The sequence below is a fragment of the Alteromonas sp. S015 genome (assembly GCF_036864485.1).
Classification (GTDB): Bacteria; Pseudomonadota; Gammaproteobacteria; order Enterobacterales; family Alteromonadaceae; genus Alteromonas.
Window position 1 is genome coordinate 22,168 of sequence record NZ_JAZETO010000002.1, and the last position, 16,394, is coordinate 38,561.

The 16,394-nt window shown below is 46.7% G+C and carries 8 protein-coding genes; 6 read left to right on the top strand and 2 right to left on the bottom strand.

Annotated elements, in window-relative coordinates:
- Nucleotides 1–14: 14 nt before the first annotated feature.
- On the bottom strand, nucleotides 15–1,730 hold the full coding sequence (locus V7R42_RS04230) for a TIGR03545 family protein (protein ID WP_334018967.1): 1,716 nt from the start codon (nucleotides 1,728–1,730) through the stop codon (nucleotides 15–17).
- 302 nt (nucleotides 1,731–2,032) lie between these two features.
- Complete coding sequence (locus V7R42_RS04235) at nucleotides 2,033–3,655, bottom strand: methyl-accepting chemotaxis protein (RefSeq protein ID WP_334018968.1); 1,623 nt, start codon at nucleotides 3,653–3,655, stop codon at nucleotides 2,033–2,035.
- A 445-nt stretch (nucleotides 3,656–4,100) separates the two neighbouring features.
- On the opposite strand from V7R42_RS04235, the gene putA reads away from it, so the two are divergent.
- From putA to V7R42_RS04265, 6 genes are all read left to right on the top strand, one after another.
- Entirely contained in the window at nucleotides 4,101–7,898 is a 3,798-nt protein-coding gene (gene putA, locus V7R42_RS04240) for a bifunctional proline dehydrogenase/L-glutamate gamma-semialdehyde dehydrogenase PutA (RefSeq protein ID WP_334018969.1), read from the top strand.
- Nucleotides 7,899–8,183: 285 nt separating this feature from the next.
- The gene (locus tag V7R42_RS04245) at nucleotides 8,184–9,638 is read left to right on the top strand and encodes a TolC family protein (RefSeq protein ID WP_334018970.1); all 1,455 of its coding nucleotides are present in this window, start codon (nucleotides 8,184–8,186) and stop codon (nucleotides 9,636–9,638) included.
- Nucleotides 9,635–11,119 carry an efflux RND transporter periplasmic adaptor subunit gene (locus tag V7R42_RS04250; protein WP_334018971.1) on the top strand — a complete coding sequence of 495 codons (1,485 nt, stop codon included), beginning with the start codon at nucleotides 9,635–9,637 and terminating at the stop codon, nucleotides 11,117–11,119. The genes V7R42_RS04245 and V7R42_RS04250 overlap by 4 nt, the downstream gene beginning before the upstream one ends.
- Complete coding sequence (locus V7R42_RS04255; RefSeq protein WP_334018972.1) at nucleotides 11,109–14,336, top strand: efflux RND transporter permease subunit; 3,228 nt, start codon at nucleotides 11,109–11,111, stop codon at nucleotides 14,334–14,336. The genes V7R42_RS04250 and V7R42_RS04255 overlap by 11 nt, the downstream gene beginning before the upstream one ends.
- The gene (locus tag V7R42_RS04260; RefSeq protein WP_334018973.1) at nucleotides 14,308–15,048 is read left to right on the top strand and encodes a response regulator transcription factor; all 741 of its coding nucleotides are present in this window, start codon (nucleotides 14,308–14,310) and stop codon (nucleotides 15,046–15,048) included. The genes V7R42_RS04255 and V7R42_RS04260 overlap by 29 nt, the downstream gene beginning before the upstream one ends.
- Nucleotides 15,042–16,391, top strand: a complete 1,350-nt coding sequence (locus V7R42_RS04265; RefSeq protein WP_334018974.1) for a sensor histidine kinase — start codon at nucleotides 15,042–15,044, stop codon at nucleotides 16,389–16,391. The genes V7R42_RS04260 and V7R42_RS04265 overlap by 7 nt, the downstream gene beginning before the upstream one ends.
- Nucleotides 16,392–16,394 lie beyond the last annotated feature (3 nt).

Genomic DNA, 16,394 nt, shown 5'->3' on the forward strand with positions numbered 1-16,394 from the left:
GAGTCAAAGGTGCATTATTCACCCTGTCCCAATTTTTCCTTTAATTTATCAAATAGCTTACTTTTTTGCTGCTCAATCACATTGTTAAGCTGAGCTTGAAGCAGTTCCTGAAGGGCTGCGCTATCTCCTTGGGCTGCGCTAAGCATACTATTTACGTTAACGAGCTCACCTGATAGAAGAGATTGCTCGTTGCTAATCATACTGTTGAGTTTATTGTTTAATTCATCCAGCTTGTCTTTTTGGCTCTCGGTAAGCTGTGAAAGCGCCGCACTGGCTAACTTGTTATCAAGGTCAGACTCAATGTTAAAGCCAGGATCAGAAAGCGTTCCGTCTAGCAGCATGGTCATATTCAAGCTGGTTAGCGTTTGTAATACCTGCGCAATAGCACTGGTAATATCGCTGGTACCAGTGGCTTCCATCACAAGCTTCTGAAGGTCAACTTCGCCAGTACCACTTAGAATGTTATCGGTGACTTTCATCGACCCATTGGTCTTCATCAGTGCTGACTTAAGCACCGCATTTAGCGTTTCATTGCCGCTAAACGAAATGTTAGACATATTTACACCGGCTAGCTGCCATACTTGGCTGGCATCAACACCGTCGCCGTCAATCCAGAATTCACCGCTGGAAGAAAACGACTTTAATAACTCGCCCGCGGCTTCAATAGTAAAGGTTGTGGGGTTACCGAATACTTCGTGAACGTTTGTAATATTGTTCCATTTACTAGTGATAGATTCATTTTGCCAAAGCACTGATACATTGGCTTCTTTCACCAAAATAGACGGCACTTCAGTAGGCGCTTCACTTTTTTCTTCACCTTGAATGAGGGGCATAACAATTTGCATCGCTGCCATAAGATATTCAGTGTATTCTGCCGCTTTGTCACCAAATACAAAGTAAGTTACTTGGGAAAGGGCGGCTTGGTCACCTGCGATCACTCCCTTAAGCAACGTGTAATCTTCTTGTGGCGCTTTTTTGAGTGCTTCAATACTTTCGCTTAGGGCTTGTTTGGCATCGCTTGCCTTTTCGGTGAAACTGCTAATAAGCGCACGGTCTGCCTGCATTTCTTCTTTTAATCTATCAAATGAAGACTTTGCCTGTACCAGCGCTTGCGGGTCTTTGTAGTTCGTTTCTTTTAGCTTGGCTACCTGCGCTTTGTAGTACTCAATGCGCGACTTATCAGGTAAAGATTCAAAGTCGTCTTTCAAACCTTTTCCATAGGTTTCGTAGGCAGACTTTGCATTTTCGATGGCAGCAGTGGTTTTTAGTGGATTGCGGGCAAGAAGTTCATCAACTGTAGGCACGGCATCTTTGGCTTTTGCTTTAATTTCGTCGAACGACAACGAACGTTCTGGAACGCGATATACTTCACCTTCAGACTCACGCTGTGTATCGAACTGTACTTTCAGTAAATCAAGATTGTTAACGATAACTTGATCATCTAACAGGGGTTTTAGCTCAACGCCTGCGTGAGCTTCGCCTACAAAAACTTGGTTGTGAGTAGGCTTTGTGGGGTTGGTGAGTGCAATACCTTTAAGCGTTACCGTTGTTGGGAACAGAGAGTGGTCGAACTCGTCGATATTCACTTCAGAGCCATAGCTTTCACCCAGTTTGGACTCAAGAATAGATTTAATGATGGTATTGGCGAACAGGAAATACACCAAAAATAGCAACACGAAAAAACCGACAACCCATAATAAAATAGGCTTCCCCTTTGAACCACTGCTCATATTCAACTCCTTGATTTTTTGCGTATAAGTTACTGCCTTTTGTGGTTGCTATATCTTTTACAGAACGGTAATAAATTAACAGCCACTTTCAATGATTCTGAGTGTAATGCACTCAGGCTTTTTCTTCCATACATAGAGGGGCAGTGTCTTGTTTATATATGGAACACGTTTACCTACCTCGATGGTAAAAGAAGCAACCGTGGCAAAGTTTTATTTTTCTAGTGGAAAATCACAGGGGCGACGGGTTAGGCTTTACAAAAAAGAGAGCCTGCTTTGCAAAGCGCAGCAGGCCCTATTCATTGCTATAGTTTGAAGCGGTTGGCAATGTCCATTATCGCTATACAGCTTGCACGTAACGCTTGGCTTGCAGCCGCTAACTCATCTGCCGTTCGCAAGCTACTATCAGCAGCACCAGACAATGCATTTATACGCATGTTCGCTTCTGTAGCGGCTTCCGCTTGCTGCTCGGTAGCCCGCGCAATTTCGCTACTCATACCTGCAATATCGGTCATCAAGCGGTCTGCTTCTTGTAGATTTTGGTTTGCCTGTATAGCGGTATCCACCGTTTTGGTAGACGCTGATTGGCTTACTTTTACCGCATCTACTGCGCTTTTGGCATTACTTTGCAGCTTTTCAATCATCGCCTGAATTTCATCAGTACTTTGTCCGGTTCTGCTTGCTAGTGTGCGTACTTCATCGGCTACCACAGCGAACCCTCTTCCTTGCTCACCCGCTCGCGCGGCTTCTATAGCAGCATTAAGCGCCAGTAAGTTGGTTTGTTCGGCAATACCGCGAATAACATCGAGCACTGCACCAATGCTATCGGTTTGCGCAGCAAGTTCAGTAACAGCGCTACTTACACTCTCAATATCGGAGGTGAGTGAGCGGATATCTTTCACCGTACTGTCAACTACCGAGGCGCCATTCTGTACGTTGCTTCTTGCGCTGCTAGTGCTTTTTTCCGCGGAATCCGCGTTGTTGCTAACCTCATTTATCTGCGTGGTCATTTCTTCCATTGCTGCGGCAACCTGAAGCATATTTTCATTTTGGGTCTGAGCTTGGGCGTTACTATTTTTACTCGACGTTTCCACAAGTTCAGCTTGTTGAGTCAGCGAATTTATATTCTCGCGAATACCCAAAAGCGATTGTCGCATTTTTTCAGTGTACTCATTGAAGTAGCGAGCCAGCCGCGTAACCTCGTCTTGACCTGTTTCAGGTAAAGAGCGAGTAAGGTCACCTTCACCTTGTGAGATGTCCTTCATTCTTTCACTGACTTCCTGCACTGGTTTGACGATGCTTCCTCCAATCACGTAAATAAGCAGTATTACTAAGATGACACTTATCACACAGAACACGACGATCAAGTTTCGCAGATGAGCAAATTCTTCTTCTAAATTGGTGAGATAGATACCAGAACCCACGGTCCAGCTCCACGGCTTGAATTCTTTAACATAGGAAATTTTGTCGGTAGGAGTCTCTTCTCCGGGCAGCGGCCACACATAGTCGACAAACCCATCGCCTTTGGACTTTACTTTTTGCGCCATCTCAATAAAGAAAGTTTTGCCATTTCCGTCTTTAAACGTTCTCAGGTCCTGGCCATCAAGTGCAGGTTTAATAGGGTGCATGATCATAGACGGCGTTTGGTCTTGTATCCAAAAATAATTATTGCCGTCATAACGCAGTGCTTTAACTGCATTTAACGCTTGTTGCTTGGCTGTTGCTTCATCTATATCAGTGCGCGCTGCGAAGCTGCTGAGCATGGTATGAACAACTTCAACCAAGTGCTGGTTTTCGTCATAAGACTTTTGCTTCAGTGCTGCGTAGTGCCTATCGAGAACAACGGCAGTAAGAAGTACAAATAACAGCGTAATAAGAGCAACTATTATGCCCAAGCGTTGAATCAAACTGAATTTTCTTAACCACATCGGCAAATACCTATCTATTTGTATTTTTGTTTTTTTTAAGTGTAGACGGTTTTTCATCAACCGCTTTTTATTACGACTTAAAATACACTATTTGTGCACGTGTTTTTCTACGACTTTAGAAGCAATAGATTCACCGTCCTTGTAATAAAAAATAATGCGGTATCAAAGGGCTGGAAAATGTCATCTAACGCACTGAATCCGTAGCTTGACAGAGAAATTAAAAAACTTTGTGGATGAGGGCTTGGCAGGGCATTTTTGTGTGCTACCATCCGCGCAAATTTGTCGCTGTCGTGATCTTCATACAAAAGTATAAAGTTAAAAGAAGAACGACAGGTCAATGCAGGGTTTCGACTTTGCTTGTTATTTAGCCGCTTCCATGTAACCGTGGGCAGTATGACACGGCGGGAACGCTTTTTGTTACAGCTATTTCTATGAAAGGGTTGCAATGCTCATTAACGACACACTTCATACAACTTCGCCCCTACGCCAGCGTATAAGAGACTACTATCGCATTAGTGAGTCGGTGGCTGTGGATCAAATCCTTCCTATCGCCGAGGTAAACCCGCGTGCGCGAAGTCGTGCATGGGAACGCGCTCGTAAGATGGTACTTCAAATTCGCCGCGAACAAGAAGGGCACGGTGGTGTTGACGCACTGTTAAACGAATACTCGCTATCTACAGCAGAAGGTGTGGTATTGATGTGCCTAGCTGAAGCCTTGCTGCGTGTTCCAGACAAAGCTACTCAAGATGAGCTTATTCGCGACAAACTGTCTCAAGGACAGTGGACACCCCACTTGGGGAACTCAGAGTCGTTATTTGTTAACGCGTCGGCGTGGGGCTTGTTGTTCACGGGTAACATGGTGAACTATGCCGATAAGCGCAAGAAAGAACAGTTTGGTTTGTTAAAACAAACCCTTGGCCGCTTAGGTGAACCTGTTATCCGCCGTGCTATGAACATTGCGATGCGCGTTATGGGTCGTCAGTTCGTTATGGGCGAAACCATTGAAGATGCGGTAGATCGCGCCAAAGAGAAAGAAACCAAAGGGTATGTCTATTCTTACGACATGTTAGGTGAAGGCGCACGTACTATGCGCGACGCTGAGCGTTACTACGATGCGTACGTGAAAGCGATAAAGGTAATTGGTAAAGCGGCTAACGGACGTGGGCCTAAGCGTTCACCGGGGATCTCGGTAAAGCTTTCTGCAATTCATCCGCGCTTTGAATTCTCTCACCGCGAACGTGCCATGGCAGACATACCGCCGCGCTTAAAAGCGCTGTGTATGATGGCGAAAGAATACGATATCGGTTTAACGGTAGATGCCGAAGAAGCTGACCGCCTGGAGCTTTCTTTAGATATTATCGAGGCCGTATTTCGCGATGAAGACCTAAACGGCTGGACAGGCTTTGGCTTGGCTGTTCAGGCCTACCAAAAACGCGCAATCCACGTTATAGAACATTTGCGTGAACTTACCTTAGAGGTTGGTCGCCCGCTGATGGTGCGTTTAGTTAAGGGCGCATATTGGGACACTGAAATTAAGCTTACCCAACAAGCAGGTCTTGAAGAGTTCCCTGTATTTACCCGTAAGTCATCAACAGACGTGTCATACCACGCGTGTGCGAACCGCTTACTTGAGTATCGCGACACCATTTATCCGCAGTTTGCTACCCACAATGCCTACACGGCATCTGTTATTGTTGAACTTGCTGGTGACGACAAAGAAGGCTTTGAATTCCAATGTCTACACGGTATGGGGGATACCCTTTACGATCAGGTGGTAACACAGGATAAGATTCAGTGCCGTGTTTATGCACCTGTAGGTGAACACGAAGACTTATTGGCCTATCTGGTGCGTCGTCTTCTTGAAAACGGCGCGAACTCGTCGTTTGTAAACGCCATTGTTGACGACGAAAAACCGGTTGAGTCTTTGCTTGAAGATCCGGTAGAAAAAACGCAACGCCTAAAAGTGCGTTATAACAAGTTAATTAAAACCCCACGTGGACTGTATGCGCCAGAGCGCGACAATTCGCGCGGGTTAGACCTTACCGACACCAATGCGGTAACAGCACTCAAACACGAACTTGAACGCTGGCAGGATTACTACAAAGTAACCGGCGAAGTGCCAGAAGGTGCGACAGCGGTACTTAGCCCAACTAATCACAGCGATGTGGTGGGTTATCATCATTACGCTACGCCAGATGATATGCGTAAAGCGTTGGATGAGGCTGACGCTGGATTTGAGGCTTGGTCTAAACGCGATGTTAGCGAGCGCGCCGAAATACTTAACCGCACGGCAGATGCGCTTGAGCGCCATATGGCTGAGCTTATCGCTATCTGTATGCGTGAAGCCGGTAAAGTGGCTCAAGACAGTATTGATGAAGTACGTGAAGCCGTTGATTTCTGTCGTTACTACGCTGCGCGCGCAGAAGAGCTTGCTGAAGATCAGCGTTTACTTCCTCGCGGTGTTGTCTTGTGTATCAGCCCGTGGAACTTTCCACTAGCCATCTTCTTAGGTCAAGTGGCTGCGGCATTAGTGACAGGTAACACTGTTGTTGCTAAGCCTGCTGAGCAAACCAGTATTATTGCACAGCGTGCAGTGGATATTATGCACTCGGTAGGTTTACCAGAAGATGCATTGAAGCTTATCGTGTCGCCAGGTAAAGAAGTGGGCGAAACCCTTCTACCAGACGAGCGTATTAAAGCGGTGATGTTCACAGGTTCAACGCAAACCGGAACGTTGATCTCTCAAGTGCTCGCAGAACGTGGTGGCGAACAGGTGCCATTGATTGCAGAGACGGGTGGTCAAAACTGTATGATTGTTGATTCAACTGCACTGCCAGAGCAAGTAGTTGATGACGTCATCCACTCTGGTTTTCAAAGTGCAGGTCAGCGCTGTTCCGCGCTTCGCGTACTGTTTGTGCAAGAAGAAATAGCTGACGACCTTATTGAAATGCTAACGGGCGCAATGAAAGAGCTTACCGTTGGTGACCCAACACAGCTTGCTACCGATGTAGGCCCGGTGATTGACGAGAAGGCGCTAAAGAGCCTAACCGATCATCAAAAATACATGGAAGATAAAGCTAAGCTGCTTTATCGCAATGAGATGCCTGCAGGCTTTGAGAACGGTACTTTCTTTGCGCCGACCTTGTATGAAATCAAGAATATCGACGTGCTTGAAAAAGAAGTGTTTGGTCCAGTGGTGCATATTGTTCGCTTTAAGTCGAAAGACCTTGATAGTGTGCTAGAGCAAATCAATGGCACAGGTTACGGCCTAACGATGGGCATTCACTCGCGCATTGAAGAGCGTGCTAACGAACTCGCAGCGAAAAGCCGCGCGGGTAACGTTTATATCAACCGCAACATGATTGGTGCCATTGTAGGTGTTCAGCCGTTTGGTGGTCGTGGATTGTCTGGCACAGGTCCAAAAGCGGGAGGTCCTAATTATTTGCCTCGTTTAATGATGGAACGTGCCACACCTAAACCTTCGCACATTGATGATGTAGACGGCACAGATGCAGCGCTTGTAGGCGATGAAAAGATTGCTGAGCGTGCGCATGTTATGATGGATAAAGCGAAAGCGGTAGAGGTGCAGTGGCGTCACACGCCATTGAACGACCGTATTTCTATGGTGCGTCAACTTCTGGCCAAAATTGCGAAAGTAGACATTGTTGACGAGCTAGCTGATGACTTGAACCGCACGCTTGCGACGGCGCGTCAGCAGCTAACCAGCGTTGAGCGCAAGCTTGCCAAGCCACAAACCTTGCCAGGCCCAACAGGAGAGTCGAACAAGCTCTACTTAGAGCCTCGCGGTATCTTGGTGTGTTTTGCTGATAAAGAAGTCACGTTCGAGTACTGGTTGTTGTCTGTTGTAACGGCACTGTCAACGGGTAACCCAGTCGTTTCAGTTGTGTCTGAAATCTTCTATGAAGAAGCGGTAGAAATTCAGAACAAGTTTGAGTCGACTGGCGCACCAAAGGGATTATTCCAAGTTGCGCGTCTTGCGCACTTAGACACGTTGTTGATGGACGAAGATTTATCTGGCGTGGTGGTTGACTCTGGTACTGAGCGCACAGCGCGTATTACGGCAATGCTGTCGTCACGTGAAGGGGCTATCCTGCCAGTGATCACGGCTGAGTATAACGATAATCTTATTCAGCGCTTAATGACGGAAAAAACCATCAGTATCGATACTACGGCGTCAGGTGGTAACACATCGTTGATGACCCTAGTTGAAGATGATGAATAAGCGGTAATACTTGTTGCAAGTAGTTCCTAGACAAAATAGCTACTTGCTAAAGTAGCGAGTGTTACAAGATTCCAGTTAAAGGCCAGCGTTACGCTGGCCTTTCTAATTTCAGCCCGTTACTTTTCCATTTATTTCTTATTCTCTTCTCTTTCCTTCCTTCTTCTTTTTTCCCTTTCCTTAACCGGACCTTAACCCTGCGTTTGAAATACTCGTGTCAATTAATTTAAAAAATGCTGCGCATAGACCTTCGAAAGTAAGCTGTGCGCCAAATAATAGGCACAAGTCATGGGCAAGATAAAACTGACGGTAAATAGCATTACCCTTTGCATTTTGCTGTCTGCATGCACAAGTACTGATGACAGAGCGTTGAGCGAATCGGCATCGTCGTCAACGGGTAACAACGTTGTGTGGCAGTCTCAAGCACGGCAACAAGAATCAACACAAACCTTGCTGCTGAATTCGGACACGACGTTAACCGATGTCATTGATATCAAAGAGTTACCCCACTTAGCCAGTTACATTGATGAAGCCCTGTCTTCTAATGCTAGTCTGCAGCAGTCGTTAATAACGCTTAGAAAAGCACAAGTAGCCATTGATAGTGCAAAAGCGGATAGGAACCTTAATGTTGACGCGAGCTTCTCTGCGTCAAAAAGTGAAACCACCAATAGCAGTGCATCTACCAGCTCAAATACCAACTCCAGTACGAGCTCTAATTCGAGCAGTCCGAGCTATAGCGCGAGCATGAACGTCAGTTGGGAGCTGGACCTATGGCAAAAAATCAGCGATGGAATTAGTGCAGCAAACTTAGATGCAGCAAGTGCCAGAGCCAGCTATCAATCTGCCAGAGATTCTCTGGTCGCTAACGTAGTAAGAAGCTATATCGACGTACTCACTCAGCAGCAATTACTGAATATTGAGCAGTCTCGGTTAACGGTAATAGAAAATAACGAAGCCGTTATTTTAAAGCGCTATAGCACCGGGCTGGGAAGCCTAGACGATTTAGATACTGCGCGTACAAGCAGTGCAAATACTCGCGCTACTATTGCCCAATATGAAAATGCACTTTTAACAGCAAAGCGCACCTTGGCCGTACTCTTAGGCAGACAAAACCAATCGCTAAACGAGCTCAACACTCAAGTTAGTTTTCCCGACGTGTTATTGCCGCTAACAACTTTGCCGAAACAGGATCTGGCACGTAGACCCGATCTTCAGGCGGCCTTTTATGCGTTAAAAGCAACAGAGTTTGAAGTCGATGTGGCGTACAAAGCCCTGTTGCCAAGCATTAGCTTGTCTGCATCACTTTCTGATAGTGCCTCTACACCTTCACAAGCTTTGTTTACTAACCCTTTATGGAGTTTGCTTGGACAGATGACCGCGCCACTGTTTCAGGGGGGCGCTTTAAGGGCGCAAGTTGAAGATGCAAAGCTAACCTCAGCCAATGCCTGGTGGCAGTATCGCGAAACGTTATTAACGGCGGTACAGGAAACCCAAAATGCGCTGGATAGCGAAACTGCGTTGAGTGCTCGAATTAGCCACACCAACGTGGCGTTAGCAAATGCAGAGCGCAGCGTCTCTACCATTGAAGGTCAATATCGACAGGGCCTTGCTGACATCTTGGATTTACTTTCCGTATATGACACGCGCTTTAACCTACAAGCTCAGGCAGTTGAGCTGCACGCCCAGAAATTACAAAACCGAATTGACTTAGGCCTAGCCCTTGGCCTTGGAGTGTCACAATGAGAAACAAACGAATTATTGTAACCTTACTCGCCGCTGCAAGTATTGCGCTAGCGGTTATGTATACCATGATGAATATGGGCGCCCAACATCCTGATCCTGGCGCAAAACCGCAGACCGAATCAAAGCCTACGTCTCCAGCAATTTCCGAGGATGCTGAGCAACCACAAAATGGCGCTCAGGCAAAGAAACCTGCAGGTGGTGAAAGGCCAGCAGCATTACCTACTGCCGATAGCGGTGTGAACAGGCTTAACAAGGCAAGCGACAGGTCATCAGTGAATGCCACTAATCGCAGTCCAAAGGGAGAACAAAGCGGCAATGCTCAGCTGGCTCAAGTAGGCGTTATTGATGTAACCGCCGACAGCTATCGCGCTAAGGTGAGGGGGTATGGTCAGGTTGTTCCGCAAGATAGCTTGAGCTTAGTCGCACAGGTTAGTGGTCAAGTTACTGAAATATCTTCGTCTTTTAAAACTGGTGCCCTAGTGGCAAATAACACGGTATTGGCACGTATTGATGACACCAACTATCAACAGGCGTTAGCAAGTGCAAATGCTACCTATCAAGCGGCTGTGGTAAGTCTAGAAGAAGAGCGATTACAGGGTATTCAAGCGAAAGATGAATGGACACGTTCAGGGCTTGATGGTGAACCTTTATCGGCATTAGTACTGCGTGAGCCACAGCTAAAGGCGGCTCAGGCCACTTTGGATGAAGCTGAGCAAAGTGTAAATTCAGCCAAGCGAGATTTGGCGTTTACCTCGTTACGTGCACCTTTTAATGCATTGGTGGTCAGCCGTGACATTGCGCTAGGGAGCTATGTTCAAGCTGGCAGTGCGGTCGCCACACTTTATTCTGCAGATATTGCCGAAGTGGCTATTGGTCTTTCACCTAGCCAATGGGCTCAACTACCTTCTGGTGATGAAAGGCAATTGTCTGGTGATGCCTCCCTTAACTGGCCGGTAACGCTTACCGATACCACTACGGGAAATACCTGGGTTGCCAATATCGTTCGCGCTGAATGGCATCAAAGCGATACAACGCGACAGCGTAACGCCATTACGGTTATTGAAAAGCCGTTAGCATACGCAACGCCTCTTTTATTCGGCAGCTTTGTGCAGGCAGACATTGAAGGAAAAGCTCTCGACAATGTCTGGAAACTGCCGGCTTCTGCTATCTCGCAAAAGCAAGAAGTATGGTTAGTAATGCCATCTACCGGGCAGTTGGCAAAGTTCACGCCTTCGGTTTTGTTTGAAAGCGAAGGTTATGCCTACATCACCCCACCAAAAACCAGTGAAGTTACGGGCGATATTGTGAGTAATGTTGCGGGTAAAACCTCGGGTAACGCTAGCGGCAACAGCATGTCAGAACAGGTTGGCGAAATACGCCAAGCGCTGGTGGTTGCGCGCCCTTTAAACAGCTATCTGGTGAATACCAAAGTATTGCCTGTAGTGGAAGGACAAACAGGAGGGCAAGCTGATGACAAATAATCGAAACGGCGCGCCGTTTGACGGGGGCGAGAGTCCGAAAGGCAATAGGAATGGTGGGAATAACTCCCGGGGAATTATCGCTTGGTTTGCGCAGAACTCAGTAGCGGCCAATTTGCTCATGGTCAGCCTTATCGTGCTTGGCTTGGTTTCCATGAACGATATCCGCAAAGAGGCATTTCCAAGTATGGAGCCACGCTTTGTTACCATTTCAATGACATACGATAGCGGTGATCCTAAACAAGCAGAAGAAGGGATAGCTATCAAAATTGAAACCGCTCTGGAAGCAATCCCGGGGATTAAGCGAATTACGTCTACCTCGAACGCCAGCGGCGCAAGTGTGCAGGTAGAAAAAGAAACCGAATACGATTTAGACACGCTTTTCAACGACATCAAAACCGAAGTAGATAGTATTTCTAACTTCCCATCTGATGCTGAAAATCCTGTTATAAGCAAAGCACGCCGACAAGAACACGCTATTTGGGTGCAACTCTATGGTGACGTCGACCACGCTTCGCTTCAGTACTTGGGTGAGCAATTAGAGCGAGATTTACTGGCAACAGACGACATTCGCGAAGTCAGTGCAGGCAGCTTTGTCGACCCTATGATGTCTATTGAAATAGACGAAGGTAAGCTTCAAGCCTACGGATTAAGCCTGTCAGACGTGGCTGATGCCGTTAACCAGGAGTCGAATACCGCGCTTACAACCAGCTTGCGCAACAAAGAAAAAGTGATTCGTTTAAAAGCGTCTGAACAGTCTTACTGGGCGAAAGATTTTGCCAACATTCCCCTCATCACCGATACCAATGGCATCATACTCACCGTTGGCGATGTTGCTACAGTGCGCGATATGTTTGCCGACGACAGCTATCACTTGTCACGTTACAACGGTACCAATGGGTATGGTATCCAGGTGCTTATGGATGAATATGGTGACGTAACAAAAATGGTACAGCAAGCTCACGAAGTAGTGGACGCATGGCACGAAAAAGGCTTGCTACCTGAAGGCGTAGAGCTTGAAACCTGGTATGACAAAAGCACGCTTATTACCGAGCGATTGACGTTACTTACCAGTAATGCGCTTATGGGCATTGTGTTGGTATTTGTTACTCTTGCCGTGTTTCTAAATCTACGCGTGGCATTTTGGGTGGCGGCTGGGTTGCCCTTTATCTTCTTCGGCACCTTGTACTTCATGACCGACAGCTATACGGGGATGACGTTAAACGAGATGACCACATTCGGTTTTATCATGGCCCTTGGCATTGTGGTGGACGATGCCGTGGTGGTGGGGGAAAGCGTGTACGCCACGCGTAAACAGCATGGCGACACGCTTCAAAACACTATTTTAGGTACCCATAAAGTGGCGGTTCCCACACTGTTTGGTGTGCTAACCACAGTGACCACTTTTTTCGCATTATCGAACGTATCGGGTGGCTTAGGTACCCTTTATTCTCAGTTTGGCACTATCGTTACCTTGTGTTTGTTGCTGTCGGTGGTGGAATCGAAGCTAATCTTACCTTCTCATTTAGCCCATCTGCCAACCAAGCAAAAGGCGCGGAGGGGCTTAGGTGGCGTATGGAACAAAGTGCAGCAAAAAGCGGATGGTGGACTTCAGTGGTTTAACTACCGCGTGTATCAGCGCCTGCTGAAAGTCACTGTAGCCTACCGTTATGCCGCTGTATTGTTGTTTATCGCCTTATTTGTCATGGTGGTTAGCCTACCGCTTACAGGTGCGGTAAGAGTAAGCTTCTTCCCCAGCATGCAGGGCGACACGGTTTCGGCCAATATGTCGCTTTACAGCGATGCCAGCTATGGACAGAACGAACGCAACTTAATGCTGCTAGAGAAAAATGCGCTAGAGGCAGACCGCCAATTAACCCAAGAAAATGGCGCAGATAAAAGTGGCATTAGCAGTTTGCAAGTAACGGCGAGTGGCGATCAAAGCGGCACAATCACCATTTCACTTGATAAAGACTCCTCTTATTCTCTTGATGAATTGTCGGCACGCTGGAATGCGTTAACTGGCAATTTAGAAGGCGTAAAAAGTCTAAAAATACGCTCACGCCGAGAGATGGTCGACGGGTTTAACGTTGAAATTAAAAGCATTAACGACGATACCCTGACGGCGGCTAACGATGCCTTTATTGAAGTACTTAACAATATCGATGGTGTATATGCAGTTGAGAGTTCGCTGACACCCGGCGAAGCCATGATGCGCTTTGAACTTACCCCCGAAGGACGAGCGTTGGGGTTGAATACGCAAAGCCTATCGCAGCAACTGTTAAAAGCATTTGGTGGCGAAATTGTTCAGCGCTATTTGCGCGATAAAAACGAAGTAAAAGTGCGGGTGCGTTATCCTGAACAAGACAGAATGAATCCGTCTGATGTAATGAACACGCAAGTGCGTTTGGACGATGGCACCGTAGTACCGCTTTCTGTAGTGGCTAACGTTATTCATGATGTACAAGAAAAACAGGTGGTACGTATAGACGGCCTACGCGCCCTAACGGTTAGCGCGTCGGTGGATAGCGATGTTATTACCTCTACCGAACTGGTGAATTACTTAAACAACGAGTTTGTTCCTCAGCTATCGCGTCAGTATCAGGACTTATCGCTTTATTTTGCCGGTGAGGCTGAGCAGCAAGCTGAAACGCAAAGCTCCATTCAGAGCGTGTTTATATTAGCCTTGTTGTCTATTTTTGCGTTGTTGGCGATTCCGCTTAAATCCTACGTACAGCCGCTTATTATTATGACCGCCATCCCCTTTGGTATAGTCGGAGCCATTATCGGCCACTGGTCGAATGGATTAATGATAAGTCTGCTCTCGCTGAACGGCATATTGGCGCTTAGCGGTGTAGTGGTTAACGACAGCTTGTTGTTGGTTTCACGATTCAACGCTTTGCGAGAAGAAGGTGTGCCGGTGGAAACGGCAGTCATCGAAGCTTGTACCAGTCGCTTGCGGGCTGTGTTGTTGACCTCAATTACCACCTTTGTAGGCTTATATCCCATATTGGGCGAAACTTCGGTACAAGCGCAGTTCTTAATTCCGGCAGCTGCTTCGCTGGGTTACGGTATATTGTTTGCCACCGTCATCACACTTTTATTAATACCCGCATTACTGTTAATTTATGACGATGTAAGCCGTTTAATGGCAAAGCATTTGGTTAAACCTTTAACGGAGAGTACGGCTAATGATCCGCGTGTTACTAGTGGAAGATGATATGGGCCTAGCGGGCAATATTATCGACTATTTAGAGCTTGAAGACATGGTTTGTGACCACGCTGCAAACGGTGTAGCCGCGCTGTCTCTTATCCAAAAGCATCCGTTTGATGTTGTGGTGTTGGACATTAATTTACCGCGACTTGATGGCTTAAGCGTATGTGAGAGGGTGCGGGAAGATGGCAACGATACGCCTATTATTATGCTAACCGCCCGTGACCAGTTGGAAAACAAGCTAGAAGGGTTTCAAAAAGGCGCCGATGATTATTTAGTGAAGCCGTTTGACATGCCCGAACTGGTTGCCCGGGTTTTTGCACTGGCGTACAGGCGTTCATCACAAGTGAAAAAGCTGCGCTTTGGCAACGTAAGTTTAGCAATGGGAAGCGACGTAGTAAGTGTTGAGAACGTGCCTATTAAGTTAAGCCCCACAGCATTTACGCTGCTAAAGGCATTGTTACAGCAACAAGGAAAAGTTCTGCCACGGGAGCGTCTTCTCGATGCGGTTTGGGGAGAAGATGCGCCAGAGAGCAATGCGCTTAAAGTGCATCTTCATAATTTGCGTAAATCACTGGTGCAAGCGAATGCCAGCATTGAGGTAAAAGCAGTAGCCGGCACAGGCTTTTGTGTGACGTTAAAACCAGAACAGTCCAGTTCAGTGCAAAGTACAAGCGCGGAACCAAAAAGTACAAATAAAGGAAACGATCAGTGGTAAATGGCCTTCGCATCAGCTTAAGACGCTACGTCCTATGGTCGCTATTAAGTTTGGCTGCCGTAGTTATCGTGCTCTTTTCAATACAAAGCAGCGATAGCTTTTTCGATGGTATGGACGGCATGCTGAGAAATACCATGATACGGGCGGCAGAAAGCGCAGAGCTTGAAGACAACAAGCATGCTCAAATTCTCGATTTAGATGTTTTTGCGAACTACGAGAGTTTGCCTGACGAAGTGAAGCAGAGCTTTTCCAAAGAGAGCTTTATACCGTTTTCACTTATGAAAGATATCAACAAACCTGATTGGTTTTCCCGTCCTATTTCGGCTCACTTTGCCGTGTTAGTTCCGTTAGAAAATGGAGAATCGCGATACGTTACCCAAGTGTTTGTCGCGCCACCTTCTGACGGCAAAAAACACTTTAGAATTAACCATGTTATTTACAGCGCCATTGTGGGCGTAGTTGCACTGGTTTCGTTTTTTGTCGCCTTGCTTTTTCTTATGCGCAGCGTGTCTCGCCCCATAGAGTCATTGCAGAGGTGGGCGGCGTCTTTGGATGAACAAGAGCTCGATAAGCCTATCCCGGAGTTTCGTTATAAGGAACTTAACGCGCTAGCAGGGATGATACATGGCAGTTTGCAAAACGTGCGCAACACCCTAAATCGAGAACGGGAATTTGTTAACCACGCGAGTCACGAGCTTAGAACGCCGATTGCCGTCATTAGAAGTAGCGCGGCATTACTGCACAGAGTGATCGATAGTGAAAATACTAAAGGCAATAACGCGCTTGCGCGGGTGGATCATGCCTCAAAAACTATGGCAGATTTGACCGAAACTTTACTTTGGTTAGGAAGAAATGAAGAAGCTGCTTTACCCAAAGAAAAGGTTAACCTTAAAGCAATGGTTGAGTCTCTAAGCCAAGATTTAATGTATTTGCTGTCGGGAAAAGACGTGAGTGTGCAGCTGCAATTGAGCGATTGTGAGTTAACGCTGGCGAAAACGGCGAGCGAAATTGTGATAGGAAATGTGATACGAAACGCTTATCAGCACACACAGCAAGGGAAAGTCACAATTAGTCTTTCAGATGCAACGCTCACCGTGCTCAACGAAGAGGACGGCCTTGAAGAAGAGGCGCTTAACGAAAAAGGTCAAGCGACTTTATCTGCGCCGACTATCAGTGAATTAGATGGCGGATTTGGAATCGGGTTAAAACTCATTGATAAGCTTTGTTCGAAGCTTAGATGGGGTTATGCACATGAGAGGATAACAGCCCGAGGTTCACATGATGAACAAGGTGATGTTTCTCTTATGACAAGAGGGTATAGAGTGGTGCTTACGGTACGATAATAG

Excerpts from the sequence above, each read along its gene's own strand:
- V7R42_RS04230 (WP_334018967.1), bottom strand. The coding sequence starts at position 1,730 with ATGAGCAGTGGTTCAAAGGGGAAGCCTATTTTATTATGGGTTGTCGGT.
- V7R42_RS04235 (WP_334018968.1), bottom strand. The coding sequence starts at position 3,655 with ATGTGGTTAAGAAAATTCAGTTTGATTCAACGCTTGGGCATAATAGTT.
- putA (WP_334018969.1), top strand. The coding sequence starts at position 4,101 with ATGCTCATTAACGACACACTTCATACAACTTCGCCCCTACGCCAGCGT.
- V7R42_RS04245 (WP_334018970.1), top strand. The coding sequence starts at position 8,184 with ATGGGCAAGATAAAACTGACGGTAAATAGCATTACCCTTTGCATTTTG.
- V7R42_RS04250 (WP_334018971.1), top strand. The coding sequence starts at position 9,635 with ATGAGAAACAAACGAATTATTGTAACCTTACTCGCCGCTGCAAGTATT.
- V7R42_RS04255 (WP_334018972.1), top strand. The coding sequence starts at position 11,109 with ATGACAAATAATCGAAACGGCGCGCCGTTTGACGGGGGCGAGAGTCCG.
- V7R42_RS04260 (WP_334018973.1), top strand. The coding sequence starts at position 14,308 with ATGATCCGCGTGTTACTAGTGGAAGATGATATGGGCCTAGCGGGCAAT.